The organism is Aeromonas enterica, assembly GCF_054052465.1.
In genome coordinates this window covers 251,642-271,941 of sequence record NZ_JBSTYL010000005.1, presented here as the reverse complement: position 1 = coordinate 271,941, position 20,300 = coordinate 251,642, and the positions used below count along the sequence as shown (strand labels likewise).

Genomic DNA, 20,300 nt, shown 5'->3' with positions numbered 1-20,300 from the left:
GGGGGCGGCCGGCCCCCCACACCCGCGGGGGGGGGGGCCCGGGGGGGCGCCCCCCGCAGCCGGATGGAGGCTTCCTATGGGTGATTTAACGATGGATTTCTTACGACTGATGCTGATGGCAGCCATGCTGCTGACCAGCCTGCAGGGCCAGGCCGCCGATGCGGCTGGCGCGCCTGCGGCCCTCCCCGCCACCCACGACGTGGAGTTTTTGCGCAATCCCGATGCCGCCTGTACCGACTGCCACAAGGAGCAGGCGTACGGCATGCACGGCAAGCACGGCCAGGCGACCAACCCCAACAACCTGGCGCCGGTCACCTGCACCAACTGCCATGGTCAGCCCTCCCCCAAACACCGGGAAGGGGTCAAGGATGTGATGCGCTTTAGCGACAGCTTCAAGGACAAACAGAGTACCGAGAGCTACCCCATCGCCGAGCAGAACGGGGTCTGCATGAGCTGTCACGAACCCAAAACGCTGCGCGAGGCGCTCTGGGCCCACGAGGTGCACGCCACCAAGCTCACCTGCACCAGCTGCCACCAGCTGCACCCGGCCAAGGAGCCCATGGTGGCTATTCCGGAGAAGTCCCGCATCAAGCTCTGCGTCGACTGCCACAGCAAGCAGCATGAGGCCGTCAAGGCGGCCAAGGCGAACATCACCTCGGGCAAGGAGGCACAATGAGCTGCTCTCGCCGTCACTTCATGGCGGGGATGAGCGCGGGGGCCCTCATCATGATGACGGGGACTGCTCGTGCCAACACCCGCTCCCTTGCCACCCCCCTCGCCCACAGCCAGACCATCGACGGGGTCCGCTACGGCATGATCCACGACGAGACGGCCTGCATCGGCTGTACCGCCTGCATGGATGCCTGCCGGGAGGTGAATCAGGTGCCAGAGGGGGTCTCGCGCCTCGAGATCATCCGCTCCGGCCCCATCGGCACCTTCCCCGATGCCGAGTACCACTTCTTTCGCAAGTCCTGCCAGCACTGCGACAACGCTCCCTGCGTGCACGTCTGCCCGACCGGTGCCTCCCATATCCGCAAGGAGGATGGCATCGTCGACGTCAACCCGGATCTCTGCGTCGGCTGCATGTACTGTCTGGCCGCCTGCCCTTATCAGGTGCGCTTTATCAACCCTGTGACCAAGGTTGCCGATAAGTGCGACTTTTGCCGCAAGACTAACCTGGCGGCGGGCAAGGAGCCGGCATGCGTGGAATCCTGCCCCACCAAGGCGCTGGTGTTCGGCAATCTGGATGACCCGGACAGCCCCATCGCCAAACGGCTGGTGAAGGAGACCACCTATCGCTACAAGCAGGCACTCGGCACCTCGCCCAAGATGTACCGCGTGCCCAAAGGGGAGATAAAGTCATGACCATACAAGAGGCGTTTCACTTCCCTTCACTTGTCTGGGACTGGCCCATAGCCATCTATCTCTTTCTGCTCGGCATCTCCGCCGGGGCCACCACCCTCTCGGTGCTGCTGCGCCGCAAGGGGGCCGGCAGCGAGAGCGGCATCATCAAGGCGACCGCCATTCTGGCGCCGGTGAGCGTGGTGCTGGGGTTACTGATCCTTATCTTCCACCTGGCCCGCCCCTGGACCTTCTGGAAGCTGATGTTCCACTACCAGTTCGACTCCGTGATGTCCATGGGGGTCATGCTGTTTCAGGTCTATATGGCTGTGCTGTTTGCCTGGCTGGCGGTGGTATTTCGGGCCGAGATCGAGACCTTGCGTAGTCACCTGCTGCAAGAGAAGTTCGCCTTTGTGGATGGCCTGATTGGCTGGCTCGCCCGCATCGAGCGGCTGCTGGCGCCGCTCTTGCTGCTGCTTGCCGTGCTGCTGGGGGCCTACACCGGCTTTCTGCTCTCCGCGCTCAAGACCTATCCGCTCTTGAACAACCCGGTGCTGCCGGTGCTGTTCCTCATCTCCGGCGTCAGCTCCGGCATCGCTTCCACCATCTTGCTGGCGGTCACCCTGTTCAAGGAGAACCATCACAGCCAGGGGGTGAGCTTTGTGCACCGCTTCGAGCGGCCAGTGCTGGCGGTGGAGGTGTTGCTGCTGGTCTGCTTCTTTACCGGCCTCTACTTCGGTGGCGGCCAGAAGGAGGCCGCCATGTGGGCCGCCATCGGCAGCGGCTTCTGGGCTCAGGTGTTCTGGCTCGGGGTGGTGGGCATCGGCATGCTGCTGCCCCAGTTGCTGGCCCTGCTGGCCCCCGCGCCGCTGCGGGCCAAAAATGGCTATCTGGTGCTGGTCTGCAGCCTGACCCTGGTGGGGATCCTGCTGCTGCGCTACTTCGTGCTTTATGCCGGTCAAATGACAGTCGTATAACGGTATGATCACCAGCGCCAGCCACCCTCGGGTGACTGGCGCTTATTTGTTGCGATTGGTTGTTGCCAGCAATGTGGATGTTATTCCCCAGCGCCGGTACGGTGCAGACGCTGCGGCATAACATAGACGAATGATTGACTGGAGGTTATGTGCTGGCGGAGCTCGGCTATCTCTCACTATTGCTGGCGACCGGGCTCGCCCTGCTGCAAGGGCTGCTGCCCTGGCTGGGGCTGCGGCTCGCCTCACGCCCGCTGCTGGGCTGCGCAACACCGCTGGCCCTCTTGGTCGCGCTCCTGCTGTTGGCCGCCCTGCTGCTGCTCGCCGGCTGTTTTGGCCTCGATGACTTCACCCTGGTCTATGTGGCCCAGCACGCCAACAGCGCCCTGCCCCTTGGCTTCAAGCTGGCGGCCGTGTGGGGCGGTCACGAGGGCTCCATGCTGTTCTTCGTCTTTGCGCTGGGGCTGTGGGGCACTCTGGTGGCTCTTTGCTCCAAGCGGGTCGATCCGCTGATCACAACACGGGTATTGGCCATCATGGGGCTGATCGTCGGGCTGTTCGGCCTCTATACCCTGATCTTCTCCAGCCCGTTTGACCGCCAGTTCCCGGGGCCGCTGGAGGGGCGCGACCTCAACCCCATGCTGCAGGATATCGGCCTCATCATCCACCCGCCCCTGCTCTATCTCGGTTACGTCGGCTTTGCGGTCAACTTCGCCTTCGCCATGGCGGCGCTGCACTCGGGTCGGCTCGATGGCGCCGTGGCCCACTGGAGCCGCCCCTGGGCGCTCAGCTCCTGGGTGTTTCTCACCGCCGGCATCGTGCTGGGCTCCTGGTGGGCCTACTACGAGCTCGGCTGGGGCGGCTGGTGGTTCTGGGATCCGGTGGAAAATGCCTCCCTCTTACCCTGGCTGCTCGGCACCGCCCTGCTGCACGCCCTGGTGGTGTGCGAGAAGCGCGGCGCTTACGGCCACGCCGTGTTGCTGCTCTCCATCTTTACCTTTTCGCTGAGCCTGCTCGGCACCTTCGTGGTGCGCTCCGGGGTGCTCACCTCGGTGCACGCCTTTGCGGTGGACCCCAGCCGAGGCCTCACCCTCTTGTTGCTGCTCGGCTTGCTATTGACCTGCGCCCTCACCCTGTTTGCCCTGCGGGCGGACATTCGCGCCCCCTATGCCCGCTTTGGCTTGCTGTCAAAAGAGGGGCTGCTCGGCGCCGCCATCCTGCTGCTCAGCGTGGCCTGCGCCAGCGTGCTGCTCGGCACCTTCTACCCCATGGTGTTCCAGTCGCTCCATCTGGGCTCGCTCTCGGTGGGCGCCCCCTATTTCAATACCATCTTCGTGCCGCTGGCCCTCTGCCTGATGGCGCTGATGACCCAGCTGCCGCGCCTGCGCTGGCAGCATCTGGCAGCCCAGCGCCGCATCAAGGCGCTGCTCCCATGCTTGTTCGGCTTGCTGGGCGGCACCTTGCTGAGCCTCGCCTATCCCGAGCCACTGCGGGGCGGCTGGCTGGGGCTCGCGGCCAACGTGCTGGGCCTATGGCTGATGGCCAGCCTGCTGCTCCCGCTCTTGCAACCGACGTCGCTGCGTGAGCTCACCCTCAATCGGCTCGGCAGCCTGCTGGCCCACCTCGGGGTGGCGGTGTGCGCCCTCGGCATTGCGCAGGTGAGTCACCACAGTCAGGAGGGGGGGGCAGTACTCGCCGCCGACAAGCCCTATCGGCTCGGCGCCTTCGAGTTTCGCTATGAGGGGAGCGAGCCGCTGATCGGCCCCAACTACACCGCCGAGCGCATCACTCTCAGCGTGCATAAGGACGGTAAAGAGGTCGACAGGCTCACCCCAGAGCGGCGTCACTACAGCGTGCGCACCATGAACATGAACGAGCCCGGCATCGCGTGGGGAATGCTCGGCGATCTCTACGTGGTGCTCGGCGAGAAGATGGGGCCCGGCGCCTATGCCATGCGACTGCACTACAAGCCGCTGGTGCGCTGGATCTGGCTCGGTGGCCTGTTGATGATGGCGGGTGGCACCCTCCGCCTGCTCGCCCGCCGGCCGCTGCTGGCTAGCCATCCAGCCCCAGCTACCGCCCCCTACCCTCGGCTTGAACAGGAGTCCTTATGAACGCTCGTCTGCGCCTGTTCGTGCCGCTCGTGCTCACCCTGGGGCTCGGTGCCCTGCTCTGGCTCGGCCTTGGCAACAACCCCTACAGCCAGGATGAGGCCGTCGCAGGGCGCACCCTGCCTGCCTGGCAGAGTGACGATCTGCTTGGTGGCGCCCCCATCCACACCGCAGCACTCAAGGGGGAGCCCTTCGTGCTCAACGTCTGGGCCAGCTGGTGCCCCAACTGCCGCGCCGAGCATCCGTTGCTGGGTGATCTGGCCAGCGCCGTGCCCCTCTACGGCCTCAACTACCGAGACAAGGGGGATGCCGCCCGCGCCTGGCTCGCACAGGCTGGCAACCCCTATCGCGCCGTGCTGGCCGACCCCGACGGCCGACTCGCGCTGGAGCTCGGCGTCTATGGCACGCCGGAGACCTATCTCTTCGCCGGCGACGGCACCCTGCTGACCCGTCATACCGGCCTGCTCACTCGGGAGATCTGGCAACGCCAGTTTGCCCCCCTGCTTGCCGAGGCCCGCAGCAACACCGCCAGCCAGCCCGAAGCGGAGAGACAAGTGCGGGAGAGCAAGCCATGAGCCGTCTCGGCCACGCCCTGATCGCGCCGCTCTTGCTGGCCTTGAGCCTCGGGGCCCTTGCCAGCGGGGTCGACACCTATGAGTTTCGCCACCCCGAGCGGCAGATCCGCGCTCAGGAATTGGCCCGCGCCCTGCGCTGCCCCCAGTGCCAGAACCAGAACCTGGTGGAGTCCAACTCCCCCATCGCGCGGGATCTGCGGCTCGAGGTCTACCGTTGGGTGGACGAAGGACAGAGCGATGAGCAGGTGATCGCCCGCATGACGGAGCGCTTCGGCGACTTCGTGCGCTACGATCCCCCCTTCAAGAGCAGCACGGCACTGCTGTGGGGCGGCCCCGCCCTCTTGCTGCTGCTGGCGCTCAATCGCCTGCGCAGGAGCCTGTATCGCCGGCAAACGGCGCGGGTGCCACTTATCGGCGACAGCGCCGAGGGGGCGCTCGCCCACGACCCCAGAGCCGAGCTGAACCGGCTGATCATGGCCGAGCAGCAGGCGGGGCTCGCCCCTCACAGCCGCCTCTACCGGGAGCTGGAGCTGGCCCGCCTCGCCAATGCCACCCCAACCGCCGAGCAGGCTCTGCGCGACCGACTGGTAAGGGATCGCACCGCCCGTCCGCAGCTTAGGCTGCGCGCCTGGATACTGCTTGGGGCCCTGCTGCTGGCGCTGATGGCCGGTATTTATGCCGGCACCGGCCGCTATCAGGCGTGGCAGGCTTATCAGTCGCGCCCCGATCCGCTGGCGGGATTGAGCCCGCGGGATCTGCAGGACAAGGAGCTGGGCGCCCTGCACCAGCGTCTGCAAGCCAACCCTGCCGATCTCGGCGGCTGGGCGGCGCTCGGCCAGCTCTATCTCTATCGGGACGAGTACGCCAACGCCCTGCTCGCCTACCAGCGCCTCGCCCTGCAAGAAGGGGGCGCCAGCGCGGCGACCCAGGCCGCCCAGGCCACCGTGCTCTACTACCAGGCGGGCCAGCAGCTCACCCCCGAGGCGCAGCGCCTGCTGGGCAGCGCGCTCAAACAGGACAAGGGCGAGGTGAGCGCCCTGATGCTGCTCGCCTCCGATCACTTCCTGCACGGCCGCTACACCCAGGCGATCGCCCTCTGGCAGCAGTTGCTGGACGAGGAGCGCACCCGCATCAACCGTGCGGCCCTGATCCAGGCCATTCAGACCGCCCGCATCATGGGAGGATGACGAAACATGGCAGATGGCCGGGCGGCCCCTCGCTGGACGGGTCACCATCTTCAGATCAAGAGGCGACCGAACCACGCCATCCGATGGCCGGCGATCACGGAGGTTCATTGTGTTATCAGTGCCATGCTTGCCCATTTTTGCTGCTTGCAAAAACGCCATGGCTCAACCCCATAATGCAAACCCTGATTCAACAACGACAAGGTGCACACATGATCCCCATTCGTTGTCACGCCGTCTCCGGCGTGGCGTTATCGGAAATCGATGGCGAGACCAAATTGCTGCTGATGAAGCGGGTCAAGGGCGGCTTCTGGTGCCATGTGGCGGGCACGGTCGAGGCAGGTGAAACCGGCTGGCAGACCATAGTGCGCGAGTTTGGCGAGGAGACCGGGATTGCCGTTTCCGACCTGTATAACGGCCAATATCTGGAACAGTTTTACGAGGCGGCCTCGAATACTGTGATGGTGGTGCCTGTTTTTGTGATCTATTGCCCGCCCCATCAAGGGGTGGTGCTCAATGACGAACACACCGAATATCGCTGGTGCACCTTGGCCGAGGCCAAAGGGCTGGTCAGTTTTCCCGGCCAGCAGGCGCTCTATGACCATGTCTGGCACTATTTTGTCGAGCACACGCCCTCGGCGCTGATGCGAGTGGCGACAATGGCCTGAAAATACAGGGACTCTCAACCCGGACGGCGCCGCTTGCTCAACGGCAAGGGAGATTAACGTACTGTTAGGCCCCCAGAAGCGCAATAAGACGTAAAAAGAGTGGTAACCCGTGGCCATAACAGGCATATGGTGCGCCACCATGACGGTGAAGTTGATGATCATCAGACTCGCCCATGGCTGTGTGTTGCCCGGATCGGATCGCCATTTGGCCGTCAACAGGCGCAATTAAAGGCGAAAGATCCCATAAAATGGAAATATCGGGCCATTAGACGTTGTGAAGCGTCAATTACCGTCATATAACTTAGCCAAATATCCCTGTCAGTCGTACGGTAGCGTCAAATCATGATTACTCGCCCTTTTCTTACCCTGTTGCTCGGTGCCTTCCTCGTTCCCGTCAGCATGGAGAGCGCCCAGGCCAATCCGTTTGCGGCCACATCCCAGTCCCCCGCCAGCTTTCTGGAACAGCGCAACGATCTGACGCTGAGTTCGGCCGCCTTCGTGGTGGCCAACCCGCGTACCGGTGAAGTGCTGTCGGAGCGCAACGCCAACCGGGTGATGCCGATTGCCTCCATCACCAAGCTGATGACGGCGCTGGTGGTGCTCGATGCCAATCAGCGCCTCTCCGAGATGCTGACCGTCACCATGGCCGACGTGGATCGCCTCAAGGGCACGGGCTCGCGACTGGCGGTGGGCTCGCGCCTGAGCCGGGCCGACATGCTGCACATCGCCCTGATGTCGTCGGAGAACCGCGCCGCCTCGGCGCTGGCCAGAAACTACCCGGGCGGCCAGCGCGCCTTTGTCGAAGCGATGAATGCCAAGGCACGCATGCTCGGCATGTGGAGTACCCAGTTCTCCGACAGTACCGGCCTCACCCCTCGCAACGTCTCCAGCGCCCATGACTTGGCCAAGCTGGTGGCCGCCGCCTCCGCCTACCCACTCATTCGTCAGTACTCCTCCACCGATCAGCGCATGGTGCGCAACGGCAAGCGCCAGCTGCACTACCTCAACTCAAACAGACTGGTCCGTGAAGGCAGCTGGCCCGTCACCCTCTCCAAGACGGGTTACATCCGCGAGGCGGGTCGTTGCCTGGTAATGGCAACTCAAGTTAACCATGAGCCAGTCATCTTGGTGCTGCTCAACGCCGAGACACCCAACGCCCGGGTGGCCGATGCCAAACGGATCAGATCCTGGCTGGAAACCTCGGGCCGCATGAGCCTGACTGCGCAATCCAGCCCCCAGACCAAACTGTTCAGCAGCCAGTAACGCTCCCGGCAATCATCGCCAAAAAAGCCCCCGCACCTAGGTGCGGGGGCTTTTGTTGTTGAGCCTTGTGAGCAAGTCCGCAGGCTACGGCGCCGAAGTGCAGGCGCTCAGACTGGCTTGAGCCGCGCGGTGAAATGGCGCAGCAGCGGCGGCTCATAGTCAAAGGTGAGGCCGCGGATCCCACTGGCCCGCGCTTTCACCGCGATCAGGCAGTCGGCCACGTAGTCCATGTGATCCCGGGTGTAGACCCGGCGCGGAATGGTGAGACGCAACAGTTCAAAGTCCGCCGCCTCCTGCTTGCCGGTGGCGGGATCGCGCCCCAGCAGCAGGGAGCCTATCTCCACCCCGCGCACACCCCCTTCCAGATAAAGTGCGCAGGCCAGGGCATGGGCCGGGAACTGATCCCCCGGGATATGGGGCAGCAGCTTTTTGGCATCAACGAACACCGCATGGCCGCCGGTGGGGGTCTGGATGGGGATGCCCGCCTCGGCCAGCCGTTCACCGAGATAAGCCACCTGACTGATGCGATAGGTCAGATACTCCTCATCCATCCCCTCGCGCAGGCCGATGGCGAGCGCCGCCATGTCCCGCCCGGCGAGGCCGCCATAGGTGACAAACCCCTCCATCGCCACGCAGCGCACCTGCACCGCGCGAAACAGGTCGAGATCCTCCTTGAAGCAGCAGAGACCGCCGATATTGACCAGCCCGTCCTTCTTGGCCGACATGGTGAACATGTCCCCCAGGGCAAACATTCGTCGCACTATCTCGCCGATACTGGCGTTGGCAAACGCCGGATCCCGCGTCTTGATAAACCAGGCGTTCTCGGCAAAGCGAGCGGCATCGATCACCACCGGGATCTGGTGATGGCGCGCCAGCTCGGCCACGGCCTCCATGTTGCCCATGGAGACCGGCTGGCCACCGGCGCTGTTGCAGGTAACCGTGATGATAATCCCGGCCACGTTGCCGGCCCCCACTGTCTCTATGGTGTCGCTCAGGCGAGCGAGATCGAAATCCCCTTTCCAGGCGTAGGGGGCCGTGGTGTCGAGGGCTTTCGGGGTGAGCAGGTTGATGGCTCGCGCCCCGGCCAACTCCACATGGGCCTTGGTGGTGTCGAAGTGGTAGTTGGAAATGAACACAGGTGCCTTACCCTGGCAGCGCTTGACCAACTCGGGGAAGAGGATCTGCTCCGCCCCTCGCCCCTGGTGGGTGGGCATCACATGCTGGTAGCCAAATATCTCGCGCACCGTGCGCTCTAGCTCGACGAAGTTGCGGCTGCCCGCATAGGCTTCGTCCCCCATCATGATGCCGGCCCACTGGCGATCCGACATGGCGCCAGTACCGCTGTCGGTCAACAGATCGATATAGACATCCTCGGCCAGCAGCAGGAAGGGGTTCCAGCCTGCAGCCTCGAGGGCGGCACGGCGCTCGGCGCCAGTGGTCTGCTTGATGGGCTCGACCATCTTGATACGAAACGGTTCGGGAATTCGACGCATAAAAAACTCCTCACCGGCTCTCGGCCAGTGCATTGAATAAAGAGGTTGTCACAGGGGCCGCAACGAATAATTCGTCCGGCAGAGAGCCTTCGCTCGTGGGGGTACTAGCGCGAAGAGGCCGCCTTTCAGCAGTGAGGAAAGTCGAAGGTAAGAATGGGATCCTGGGTATACCAGTGGGCGAGCAGGCAAGCTGCCCGGGGCGTTGCTGTCATGATTGGCATCACTCCCCTCCATGTTGGTTGTAAACAGTCGGTGGCCAATAAGATCCATTGATGGGTGCTGCCAGCAGGCAGCCTCGCCACGTTAACGGCAGGTTAATTGGCAGACAAGAGGCGCACCGTCGGGCTGTGCGCCTGCTCACAAAGCGCCCATTCATCCGACTCGATACGGGCAACAGTGATCCCCCCAGCTCCCCGCTTCGTTAAGCTCCCAACCTGCTGTTCACTCCATTCATCATCCAGGCCAGGAAGCGCCCATGCACCGCAAAGCCCATCTGCCCGAGAAGATCTGCCTAGTCTGCCAGCGTCCTTTCGCTTGGCGGCGCAAGTGGGCGCACAGCTGGGAAGTTGTGCGCTACTGCAGCAAACGCTGCCGCAGCCATAAAGGGGAGCAAACCTGATGGAGTTGCGCCTGCTGCTCGGCGATCAACTCAACGCCAGCCACAGTTGGTTTCGCACGCCGGATCCGGCGGTCTGCTATGTGATGGCTGAACTGCGCCAGGAGACCGACTACTGCCGCCACCATCACCAGAAGGTGCTGGCCTTCTTTGCCGCCATGCGCGCCTTCGCCGCAGCCCTCACCAAAGCGGGCCATCACGTCTGTTACCTGACCCTTGATGAGAGCACCCGTTGGCCCGACCTGCCCACCTTGCTGGCCGCCCAGCTTGCGCAACATCAGGCAAGCAGCTTTGCCTGGCAGAGCCCGGATGAGTGGCGCCTAGCCAGCCAGTTGCAAGCATGGGCGGCTGGCCTTGCCATCCCGACCCGCGAGGTGGATAGCGAGCATTTTCTCACCCCCCGCGATGGCTGGCAGCGCTATCCCCACAGCCGGATGGAGTTCTTCTACCGCGCCCTGCGCAAGCAATACCAGGTGCTGCTCGATGAACACGGCCAACCCCTTGGCGGGCGCTGGAATTTTGATGCCGAAAACCGCGCCAAACTGCCAAAGAGCCAGCCCGTTCCGGCTCCCCTCACCTTTGCCAACAAGGTGAGCGAGATTGACGCCATGCTGACCCGCCACGGGGTCAGCACCATTGGCGAGGCAGATGCCAGCAGACTGCCCTGGCCCATCAGCCGACGCCAGAGCCGCGAGTTGCTGGCACATTTTCTGGCGCACTGCCTGCCCCACTTTGGCCGCTATCAGGATGCCCTGAGCGAGCGGGGCTGGAGCCTGTTTCACAGCCGCTTGTCGTTTTCACTCAACAGCAAGATGCTCCACCCGCTCGAGGTGATCCGCGCCGCGCAAGCCCACTGGCAGGCCAATCAGGGCACCATTTCCCTGGCGCAGGTAGAGGGCTTTATTCGCCAGATCCTCGGCTGGCGCGAGTTCGTGCGCGCCCTCTACTGGGCAAAGATGCCCGAGTATCAGCGCACCAATTTTCTGGAGGCCGAGCGGCCGCTACCCAGGTTTTTCTGGCATGGAGAAACCAGAATGGCCTGCGTGCGCCATGCCATTCGCCAGTCTCTGGAGCACGCCTACGCCCACCATATCCAGCGGCTGATGGTGACCGGCAACTTTGCCCTGCTGGCGGGGATCAATCCTGACGAGGTGGATGCCTGGTATCTCGGTATCTATGTGGATGCCATCGAGTGGGTGGAGCTGCCCAACACCCGCGGCATGAGCCAGTTTGCCGATGGCGGCCTGATGGGCAGCAAACCCTACGCCAGCAGCGGTGCCTACCTGGAGCGGATGGGCCACTACTGCAAGGGGTGCCACTATAGGGTCAAGGACCGCAGCGGCCCGGACAGCTGCCCGTTCAACAGCCTCTACTGGCATTTTTTATGGCGCCATCGGGACAAGCTGGGCGGCAACCCGCGCCTCGCGCTGCCTTATGCCAACTGGGATGGCCAGCCAGAAGCACAGCAGCAGGCCATCCTGGCGACGGCAGAAGATCACCTGATCCATCTCGAGCAGCTTTGACTGCCACAGCTAACGCCAACAAGTCCACAAAATTCAACATTGAAAACCAGTTAAATAAATGTAAATAGATATATATCCCAATTATATCTACGTCGGTTGAATATCCTGTGGCGGCTGATTATGGTGATGGCCCCAGTCAAGGAGAGACAAGATGGACATAGTGGTGCTCGGTGGTGGCGTGGTCGGCGTGACCAGCGCCTGGTATCTGGCCAAGGCGGGTCACAAGGTGACTCTGCTGGAGCGGCGCGACGGGGTGGCGCTTGAAACCAGCCACGCCAATGCCGGCCAAATCTCCCCCGGTTACGCGGCCCCTTGGGCGGCCCCCGGCATTCCCCTCAAGGCCGCCAAATGGTTGCTGCAAAAACATGCCCCCTTCACGGTGCGACCGACCTCGGATCCCTTCCAGTTGCGCTGGATGCTGAAGATGTTCGCCAACTGCACTCCAGCGGCCTACGCCGTCAACAAGGGACGCATGGTACGTCTGGCCGAATACAGCCGCGACTGCATGAAGCTGCTGCGTGACGAGCTGGCACTGGACTACGAGGGGCGCCAGCTCGGCACTCTGCAGTTGTTTAGAAGCACAGCCCAGCTCGATGCCAGCAAGCGCGATATCGAGGTGCTGGAAGAGTACTGCGTGCCCTACCAGTCCCTCGATGCCGCTGGCTGTGAAGGAGCAGAGCCGGCGCTGGCCCGGGTACGCGGCAAGATAGTGGGCGGCCTGCGCCTGCCGGGCGATGAGACCGGCGACTGCTTCCGCTTCACCAAGGCCATGGCTGCAGAAGCGCAGCGACTTGGGGTCAAGTTCGTGTTCAACTGCGCCATCGACGAGATCGAGCTGGCGCAGGGACGCGCCGTGGCGGTGCGGGCCGGCGAGCAACGCTTCAAGGCCGACGCCATCGTCTGTGCCCTCGGCAGCTATGCCACCGGGTTCCTGCGCCCGCTCGGGCTCGATCTGCCAGTCTACCCGGTCAAGGGCTACTCCCTCACCCTGCCGATGATCAACGCCGAGGCCTCGCCGCGCAGTACCGTGCTGGACGAAACCTACAAGGTGGCCATCACCCGTTTCGATGAGCGGATCCGGGTCGGCGGCATGGCGGAGCTGTCGGGCTACAACCTGGCCCTCAACCCGAAACGGCACGACACCCTGGCCATGGTGGTCGGCGATCTCTTCCCCGAGGGGGGCGACATCAGCCGCGCCGACTTCTGGACCGGACTGCGTCCCATGACACCGGACGGCACCCCGCTGGTGGGCCCAAGCCCCATCCCCGGGCTCTGGCTCAACACCGGCCACGGCACCCTGGGCTGGACCATGGCGGCAGGCTCTGGCCAGCTGCTGGCAGATCTCATCAGTGGCAGCACAGCCGCCATCAGCGACGAAGGGCTCACCCTGGCCCGCTACGGCTGAATGCCATCGCCCGTCTCTTTACCGCTAACCAGATGGGGGAGTGCCTGGCACTCCCCCATCTTATTCAACTCATTCTGATCATGTTTCTCATTCTGCGGCGGCACCCAGTACCAAACCGGGCTGCGCTTGCCACACCCGGGCGGGATCCGGCTCGGCGATGGCGCTCGCCACCAGTTGCTGCAGCCAGTAGCGATGCAGCCGCCACATCGGTTCCCCCTGCCTTCCCTGTTCCTTGGCGCACTGCTTGACCACATCCGCCGTCCGGTAGAAGTAACGGATCAGGGTGGTGAGCTCGGGCTCGGGCCAGCGGCAGCCAAAATGGCGCAGACGCTCGTGCCAGAACGCCAGCTGGCCACGCTCGTGCTCCTGCTCGAGCCCATGCAGGGCCGGAATGAGGTCCATTGCCTGCCACAGCGCCCCGTAACCGACGAAGCGATCATCCAGCGCGTCCAGCGCCTGATCCAGCATGGCCAGGGTCTGCGGCCAGTCATCGGCCTGCTGGCGGATCGCCGCCTGCGCCTCGCACACCGCCGCCAGCCAGTCCATCGCCAACCGGCAGATAATCGCCTCCTTGTTGGGATAGAGGTGATAGAGCGACTTGATGCCCACTCCGGCGCGGGCTGCGATGGCATTGGTATTGAGGGCCGTGAACCCCTGCTCCTGCAGCAGCGCCAAGGTGGCCTGCTCAATGCGTACCACCACCTCCTGACTGCGCTGCTGCCTGGGCTGACGCCGCATGCAAAGCCCATCCGGCAACGAATGTTCCGCCATCCCGTTTCTCCCGTCATGATGACTGATTGCCATAACTACATGATGCGACAAGGTAAACACAAGTCAAAAATAATGCAGTAATCGCTGGCATTTTTCGGCGCAGCTGCAATAAACAAGGGTGCTCATATTTGCAGTAATCACTGCAATCACACGAGGAGAGCACGCAATGGATGGCAAACAACGCAAGTATCGCTGGGGGCTTGGCACCCTGCTGACGGTTACCCTGCTCGGCGGTTGTCAGCAGGACACCAGCCAGCCGGGTGCTGCCAGCACCCTCTACTTCAACGGCAAGATCTACACCCAGGACGGACAACGCAGCCTGGCCGAGGCCATGGTGGTCGAGGATGGCAAGTTCCGCTACGTCGGTTCGCGCCTGGGAGCCGGCCCCTTCATGACCAGCGCCACCCGCCAGGTGGATCTGCGGGGGCGCATGGTGCTGCCCGGCCTGCACGACAACCACATCCACCTGCTTGGCACGGTGGCACTGCCCATGTGCGATCTTGACGGCCAGAGCGTCAACCTGGATCAGCTGGCTGCCAAGGTCAGGGAGTGCCTGCCCCGCTATGCCGCGGCGTCCGGGGATTGGCTGGTGGTCAACCAATGGTCGCCCTATGACGGCAATACCCCGACCGCCACTCATGCCACCCTGCTGGCCGCCCTGGATGCCGTGGCGCCGGACAACCCTGTGGTGCTGCTCGGGGCGGACGGTCACGCCAGCGCCTACAACTCGCAGGCACTGGCCAGCGCCGAAGATCAGGATGGCAATCAGGTGGGCTTCAACCCCACCACCCTGGCGCCGGGCGGGGTGTTCGAGCGGTTCATCCCCTATGTGGACTTGACCAGCGGCGTCATCCGGGAGGGGGCCCGCAGTGCCATCCCTGTGCCGGACAGCGGTGTACTGAGCGCCAGTGACGAGCGGGCCGCCGCCCAGTACGAGCAGATATTGCCGGCCATCGCCACTTTGATGGCGTCGCGCGGCATCACGGGTGTACAGGACGCCTGTGCCACCGACTTCATCCGCCAACGCCTGCTCAGCATGCAGGCACGGGGGCTACTGCAGATGCGCATCACCGCTGCCACCTGCTTTCACGAGGATGACTACAGCGGCAAGCTGGACATAGAGGGGCACCTGGCCAAGGCCACTCAGGTCAGAAGCGCCTTTGCGGGCAACCCCCTGATCAAGGCAGATGCGGTCAAGATCTTCCTCGATGGCGTGCTGGAGGGGGATCCCTTCACTCAACCCCCCTTCCTGCCCAACGCCGGCATGCTGGAAAACTACCAGAATCCCCATCTGGCGCTGGATCCAGACAGCGGCCAGGTCACCATCACCGCCGACAGCGAGGATGCCGGCAGCAATGGCATAGTCAACTACCGGGAGGCAGATCTGAAGCGTTACGTCACGGCACTGGACGGAGCCGGTTTCGGCATCCACATGCACAGCATCGGCGACCGCAGCACCCGGGTCGGGCTCGATGCACTGGTCGCCGCCCGTGCCAGCAACGGTGATCGGGGCATTCCCCACACCCTTGCCCATCTGCAGGTTGTGCACCCTGACGATCAGAAAAGGCTGGGGGAGCTCGGGCTCTATCTCACCTTTACCTTCGCCTGGACCACACCCCAGCTCGCCTACGACATGCTGGTGACCCCCTTCATCCAGCCAACCAAGGCCGGTCAGCCCCTGAGCGAGGCACTTTACGATCCTCAGGGCTATCTGCACGAAGCCCTCTATCCGGTCGAAAGCAGCCGCAAGGCGGGGGCCATCCTGGTGGCGGGCAGCGACGCGCCAGTCGACAGCCGGGATCCCCGCCCGTTTGAGAACATGGCCGCCGGCATCATGCGGGCGGCCGGCAGCAACGACGCATTTCGTGCCAGCCAGCGCATCTCGCTGGCCGAGATGCTGGCCGCCTACACCATCAACGGCGCCAGGGCGGTGCGCCAGGGGGAGATCACCGGCTCCATCGAGGCGGACAAATCCGCCGACTTCATCGTGCTCGACCGGGATCTGTTTACCCTGGTCGAGGCCGGCACGCCGGAGCAGATCGCCGGCACCCGGGTCGAGCAGACGGTGTTTCAGGGCAAGACCATTTACCCGACACCCTAGAACTGTGCCAAGGTGCCAATAACAAGGCCCCGCAAGGGGCCTTTTGTTTACCTGTGTGCGGGTTCGTCGGCCCCTGCTTGGACTGGGGGCCGAGCGAGATTGAACAGGGTCGCCACCATGTCCGGCACCAGACTCGCACTGAGCCCCCCATCAGCGCCGATACCCCGTTATGGACCAGGGCTGGACCAGGGGACTGGCAGGCGCGGCAAACAGCAACACGGCGGAAGCCCCTATGGGAGCGATAAGCCAATGGACCTTGAGCCCCAGCCCCCACTGACACAACAAAGCTGTGCCAAACAGCCCGACGAAGGCACCCAGGGCACCGTAACAACTCCCTTTGAGACTGGTATTGGTCAATGCCGGAAAGAAATCCCTGAACTGCATAGGGCTCCTGCGAAGATAACATTTATTTTAAATGCGCAATTTTAGCGATAACCCTGTATCAAATACCACAGGCAGATGCAGCCCCCCGACTATCGGTGAGCCAAGGCCTCATGAGAGTCATACAAACATCACCTCTGTACCCAGAGACCGACCAAAACTGTGATCCAGCAACAAATTCTTACAAAAAACTGAGTGACAACCCAATTTTTCTCTTCTCTTAACGTCAGCTTAAGAATCGTCGTGTCACCTTGAACTCATCTTCATGCACGGAGCCACTACCTATGAGCACCATCAGAGATGCCCTGCGCCGCTTCGACGGCAAGCGCCGTTGCTGGACCGCCGGGCTGGAACGGGCAGCCCTTGCCTGGCTTGCCAGACAAGGCAAGCTGCCAGCCACAAATCAGCCTGCCCGACGGATCCTCATCATTCGCAGCACAAACCGCATTGGCAACAATCTGTTCTTGCTACCCTTTTTGCAAAAGGTACACAGTATCCACCCCAACGCCGACATAGAGTTGGTGTGCAGCGGTGGTCAACTGACCCCCTTTCTGGCCGACCTGCAATTGCAACAGATTCATCAGGTCAGATTGCAGGGCAAGCACCTGATCGCGGCCCTGCCCGTGCTGTGGCGCCTGCGCCGTCAGCACTATGACAGGGTCTATGTACCGTTTGCCTCCAGCACGGATCACCTGATCGCCAGCTGGGTAAAGGCCCGCGAGAAACTCGGCTTTGACGATGCCAAGGGCGATGCCCTGTTTGAGCAACCCCTGACCTCCAACAGCGACTGCCACTACGCCCACCAGCCACTGCAACTGCTGGGCATGCACGGCAACCCCGCCGATCAGATTGAGCTCGGCAGTCTGCTGCACAGCACCAGCCCCCATCTGGTAGTCCTGCAGCAGGCCCACCCTGGTCGCCCACTCATCGGCTTTTTCACCGGAGCCCGCAAGGGTAAAGGGCTCTCCCTCCCACAGTGGCAACGATTGCTCGGCGATCTGCGTCGTCACAGCCCGAATGCCTTGCTGATCCAGCTGGGGGACCCCGCCGACCCCCACCCTCTACTGGGGGATGTGCAGGTGTCCCTGAGCAGCCTGAGCGAGGTGGCCCGCTTTGCCAGCGGCCTCTCCCTCTTCGTCAGCGGCGACACAGGGCCGCTGCATCTTGCCGCCGCCAGCGGCGTGCCATGCCTCGGACTCTTCACCCAGACCGACCCCGCGCGCTACGGTTGTCTCGGGGCCCAGCACCTCAATCTGGTGATAAGTGATCGCAACGCAATCCCCCTCGATATCCACTGGCTGACGGAGGCGCTGGCACGCGAGCAAGCCCCACGGGATCTACACCCGACGCCCTCCCATGTGCAGTACCTGGTACCTGGCACCCGCCCCCACCCACCTGCTGACGGTACTTTAGCCACCTGCCTCGACACGGCATCAACCCGAATAACATAAAAGAGGGAAGGCGTGCGCCTTCCCTCTTTTTTCGTTATGCCCGTACTCTGTTGTTATTTGCTGATTGTTTGCTAGCCAGCATGGCTGCCGGACTAGGCCAGTTCTGCCCGCAGGGCTCTGGTCGCTTCCACCATCACGGTGAGGGCGGCTGTGGTCTCTTCCCAGCCGCGGGTCTTGAGACCGCAATCCGGGTTGACCCAGAGCCTGTCGGCCGGGATCTGCTTGGCCGCCTTGCGGATGAGGTCCTCAATCCAGCCCTGGCTCGGCACGTTCGGGGAGTGGATGTCGTAGACCCCAGGGCCGATCTCATTGGGGTAGTTGAAGCGCTCGAACGCTTCGAGCAGCTGCATCTGGCTGCGGCTGGTCTCTATGGTGATCACGTCCGCGTCCAGCGCCGCCACCGCCTCTATGATGAGGTTGAAGTCGCTGTAACACATGTGGGTGTGGATCTGGGTGCTGTCCACTACCGGGCTGGCGCTCAGGCGGAAGGCGCGCACCGCCCAGTCGAGATAGGCCTGATGATCCTGTTTACGCAGGGGCAGGCCCTCGCGGATCGCCGGCTCGTCGATCTGGATGATCTTGATGCCGGCGGCTTCCAAGTCAGCCACCTCGTCGCGAATGGCCAGCCCAATTTGCAGAGCGGACTGCTCGCGGCTCACGTCTTCGCGGGGGAAGGACCAGCAGAGTATGGTCACGGGCCCGGTCAGCATGCCCTTGACCGGCTTGTCGGTCAGGCTCTGGGCAAACTTGGTCCACTCCAGGGTCATGGGGGTCGGGCGGTCGATATCCCGGGTGATCACCGGCGGCTTGACGCAGCGGGAGCCATAGCTCTGCACCCAGCCGAAGCGGGTGATGGCAAAGCCGTCCAGCAGCTCACCGAAATACTCCACCATGTCGTTGCGCTCGGCCTCGCCGTGCACCAGCACGTCCAGCCCGATGGCTTCCTGGCGCTCGATGGCATCCTTGATCTGGGCCTGGATGCCCACCTCGTAAGCCTTGTCGTCGATGCGACCGGCCCGCCACTCCTGACGCAGCACCCGAATTTCCGAGGTCTGCGGGAAGGAGCCTATGGTGGTGGTGGGCAAGAGCGGCAGTTTGAGATCATTGCGCTGCGCCAGCGCCCGCACCGGATAGGCGCTCTGGCGGTCGAAATCGCTGTTGGTCAGGCTCGCCAGACGGGACTGCACCGCTTTCTTGTGTACCCGGCTATCGGACTCCCGATCGACGATGGGCTGGCTGTAGGCGGTGATCTTGTCCAGTGCTCCGCCATCGAGATAGTCGGAGAGCAGCCCCAGCTCATAGCACTTTTGCAGGGCGAAAGCGAACCAGCTGCGGGTCTGGGGATCCAGCTCCAATTCCAGCGTCAAATCCACCGGGCTGTGCAGCAGGGAGCAGGAGGAGGCCACCCAGAGCCGCTCGCCGAGCTTGGCTTTCAATGCTTTCAGGGTCGGTGCCAGCTTGGCCAGGTTGGCACGCCAGACGTTGCGACCATTGATCACCCCGGCGGAGATGACCCACTGGGCCGGCAGATGAGGAATGAGGGTCTCCAGCTGCTCGGGCGCCGCCACCAGATCCAGGTGCAGGCCGTCCACCTTGAGGCTGGTGATGATGTCGCGCTGATGGGCCACGGAACCGAAATAGGTGGTGAGCAACAGCTTGCAAGGGCCGCTCAGGCGCTCATAAGCATTCAGATAGGCCAGTCGCCACTCATCCGGCAGGTCCAGCGCCAGCGCCGGCTCATCTATCTGCACCCACTCCACCCCTTGCGCGGCCAACTTGGCCAGGATCTCCTGATAGACGATGAGCAGGCGATCGAGCAGTTCGAGACGGGAGAATCCGCTCTCTTTCTCCTTGCCGAGCCACAGATAGGAGACGGGCCCCAGCAGCACCGCCTTGACCGGCAGCCCCAGCGCCTTGGCCTCTTCCACCTCGTCAAACAGCTGACTCCAACCCAGCTTGAAGCGCTGCTCGCGGCTGAACTCGGGCACCAGGTAGTGGTAGTTGGTGTTGAACCACTTGGTCATCTCGGCGGCGGCAGCCGCCGGGCCGGTCGGCGCACGGCCTCGGGCCACCCGGAACAGGGTATCGAGATCGGTGTCGCCATGGCGATGACGCTCGGGGATAGCATCCACAAGCAGGCTGGTGCCGAGCACTTGGTCGTACCAGGCAAAGTCCCCCACCGGCAGCAGGTTGACCCCGGCGGTGCGCTGGGCCTGCCAGTGACGTTCACGCAGGCTCTTGCCAGTGGCGATGAGTTCCGCCTGAATTGTCTCGCCACGCCAGTAGGATTCGAGGGCAAATTTCAGCTCGCGCTTGGCGCCGATACGGGGGAAGCCCAGGGTGTGTGCTCGTGTCATAGGTCCAATTCCTTATGCTCGTTCATCTGATGGGAAACTGGATGATTTGGCCATCCAGATGTTTACACATCCAAAATGACAAGATA

Annotated in this window: 17 protein-coding genes; 13 read left to right on the top strand and 4 right to left on the bottom strand. The window is 63.2% G+C overall.

Annotation, left to right across the window (positions count from 1 at the left end; all coding sequences use genetic code 11):
• The first annotated feature begins 76 nt into the window (after positions 1-76).
• From nrfB to pbpG, 8 genes are all read left to right on the top strand, one after another.
• Positions 77-676 carry a cytochrome c nitrite reductase pentaheme subunit gene (gene nrfB / locus ACW5XD_RS08600; protein WP_456494524.1) on the top strand — a complete coding sequence of 200 codons (600 nt, stop codon included), beginning with the start codon at positions 77-79 and terminating at the stop codon, positions 674-676.
• Positions 673-1,365 (top strand): cytochrome c nitrite reductase Fe-S protein, encoded by a 693-nt coding sequence (nrfC, locus tag ACW5XD_RS08595; RefSeq protein WP_456494523.1) that lies wholly within the window; start codon positions 673-675, stop codon positions 1,363-1,365. The genes nrfB and nrfC overlap by 4 nt, the downstream gene beginning before the upstream one ends.
• Complete coding sequence (nrfD, locus tag ACW5XD_RS08590) at positions 1,362-2,318, top strand: cytochrome c nitrite reductase subunit NrfD (RefSeq protein ID WP_456494522.1); 957 nt, start codon at positions 1,362-1,364, stop codon at positions 2,316-2,318. Before nrfC ends, nrfD begins: the two co-directional genes overlap by 4 nt.
• A 149-nt stretch (positions 2,319-2,467) precedes the next feature.
• Positions 2,468-4,429 carry a heme lyase NrfEFG subunit NrfE gene (gene nrfE, locus ACW5XD_RS08585; protein WP_456494530.1) on the top strand — a complete coding sequence of 654 codons (1,962 nt, stop codon included), beginning with the start codon at positions 2,468-2,470 and terminating at the stop codon, positions 4,427-4,429.
• Positions 4,426-5,001 (top strand): DsbE family thiol:disulfide interchange protein, encoded by a 576-nt coding sequence (locus ACW5XD_RS08580; protein ID WP_456494521.1) that lies wholly within the window; start codon positions 4,426-4,428, stop codon positions 4,999-5,001. The genes nrfE and ACW5XD_RS08580 overlap by 4 nt, the downstream gene beginning before the upstream one ends.
• A complete protein-coding gene (gene nrfF / locus ACW5XD_RS08575; RefSeq protein ID WP_456494520.1) occupies positions 4,998-6,188 on the top strand; it encodes a heme lyase NrfEFG subunit NrfF in 1,191 nt (396 codons plus the stop codon). Before ACW5XD_RS08580 ends, nrfF begins: the two co-directional genes overlap by 4 nt.
• A gap of 209 nt (positions 6,189-6,397) precedes the next feature.
• Positions 6,398-6,853, top strand: coding sequence for an NUDIX hydrolase (locus ACW5XD_RS08570; RefSeq protein ID WP_456494519.1), 456 nt, complete (start codon positions 6,398-6,400; stop codon positions 6,851-6,853).
• Between the two features lie 342 nt (positions 6,854-7,195).
• Positions 7,196-8,116 carry a D-alanyl-D-alanine endopeptidase gene (gene pbpG, locus ACW5XD_RS08565; protein ID WP_456494518.1) on the top strand — a complete coding sequence of 307 codons (921 nt, stop codon included), beginning with the start codon at positions 7,196-7,198 and terminating at the stop codon, positions 8,114-8,116.
• Between the two features lie 107 nt (positions 8,117-8,223).
• On the opposite strand, the gene ACW5XD_RS08560 is transcribed toward pbpG, so the two are convergent.
• On the bottom strand, positions 8,224-9,609 hold the full coding sequence (locus ACW5XD_RS08560; RefSeq protein ID WP_456494517.1) for a tryptophanase: 1,386 nt from the start codon (positions 9,607-9,609) through the stop codon (positions 8,224-8,226).
• Between the two features lie 475 nt (positions 9,610-10,084).
• Here ACW5XD_RS08560 and ACW5XD_RS08555 point away from each other — a divergent pair, with 475 nt between their 5' ends.
• The 3 genes from ACW5XD_RS08555 to ACW5XD_RS08545 all read left to right on the top strand — a co-directional run bounded on the left by ACW5XD_RS08555 (position 10,085) and on the right by ACW5XD_RS08545 (position 13,153).
• On the top strand, positions 10,085-10,228 hold the full coding sequence (locus ACW5XD_RS08555; RefSeq protein ID WP_456494516.1) for a DUF2256 domain-containing protein: 144 nt from the start codon (positions 10,085-10,087) through the stop codon (positions 10,226-10,228).
• On the top strand, positions 10,228-11,748 hold the full coding sequence (locus ACW5XD_RS08550; protein ID WP_456494515.1) for a cryptochrome/photolyase family protein: 1,521 nt from the start codon (positions 10,228-10,230) through the stop codon (positions 11,746-11,748). The genes ACW5XD_RS08555 and ACW5XD_RS08550 overlap by 1 nt, the downstream gene beginning before the upstream one ends.
• Positions 11,749-11,899: 151 nt before the next feature.
• The gene (locus ACW5XD_RS08545; protein ID WP_456494514.1) at positions 11,900-13,153 is read left to right on the top strand and encodes a D-amino acid dehydrogenase; all 1,254 of its coding nucleotides are present in this window, start codon (positions 11,900-11,902) and stop codon (positions 13,151-13,153) included.
• 87 nt (positions 13,154-13,240) lie between these two features.
• Here ACW5XD_RS08545 and ACW5XD_RS08540 read toward each other — a convergent pair whose 3' ends face one another.
• Positions 13,241-13,924, bottom strand: a complete 684-nt coding sequence (locus ACW5XD_RS08540) for a TetR/AcrR family transcriptional regulator (protein ID WP_456494513.1) — start codon at positions 13,922-13,924, stop codon at positions 13,241-13,243.
• A gap of 166 nt (positions 13,925-14,090) precedes the next feature.
• Between ACW5XD_RS08540 and ACW5XD_RS08535 the strand changes: the two genes are divergently transcribed.
• Positions 14,091-16,025: an amidohydrolase gene (locus tag ACW5XD_RS08535; protein WP_456494512.1), complete on the top strand. Its 1,935-nt coding sequence runs from the start codon at positions 14,091-14,093 to the stop codon at positions 16,023-16,025.
• A 150-nt stretch (positions 16,026-16,175) separates the two neighbouring features.
• Here the strand turns inward: ACW5XD_RS08535 and ACW5XD_RS08530 are convergent, their stop codons facing one another.
• Complete coding sequence (locus ACW5XD_RS08530) at positions 16,176-16,409, bottom strand: HPP family protein (protein ID WP_456494511.1); 234 nt, start codon at positions 16,407-16,409, stop codon at positions 16,176-16,178.
• A gap of 281 nt (positions 16,410-16,690) precedes the next feature.
• Here ACW5XD_RS08530 and ACW5XD_RS08525 point away from each other — a divergent pair, with 281 nt between their 5' ends.
• Positions 16,691-17,857, top strand: a complete 1,167-nt coding sequence (locus ACW5XD_RS08525) for a glycosyltransferase family 9 protein (protein WP_456494510.1) — start codon at positions 16,691-16,693, stop codon at positions 17,855-17,857.
• Positions 17,858-17,949: 92 nt separating this feature from the next.
• On the opposite strand, the gene metE is transcribed toward ACW5XD_RS08525, so the two are convergent.
• The gene (gene metE / locus ACW5XD_RS08520; protein WP_456494509.1) at positions 17,950-20,214 is read right to left on the bottom strand and encodes a 5-methyltetrahydropteroyltriglutamate--homocysteine S-methyltransferase; all 2,265 of its coding nucleotides are present in this window, start codon (positions 20,212-20,214) and stop codon (positions 17,950-17,952) included.
• Positions 20,215-20,300: the final 86 nt, after the last annotated feature.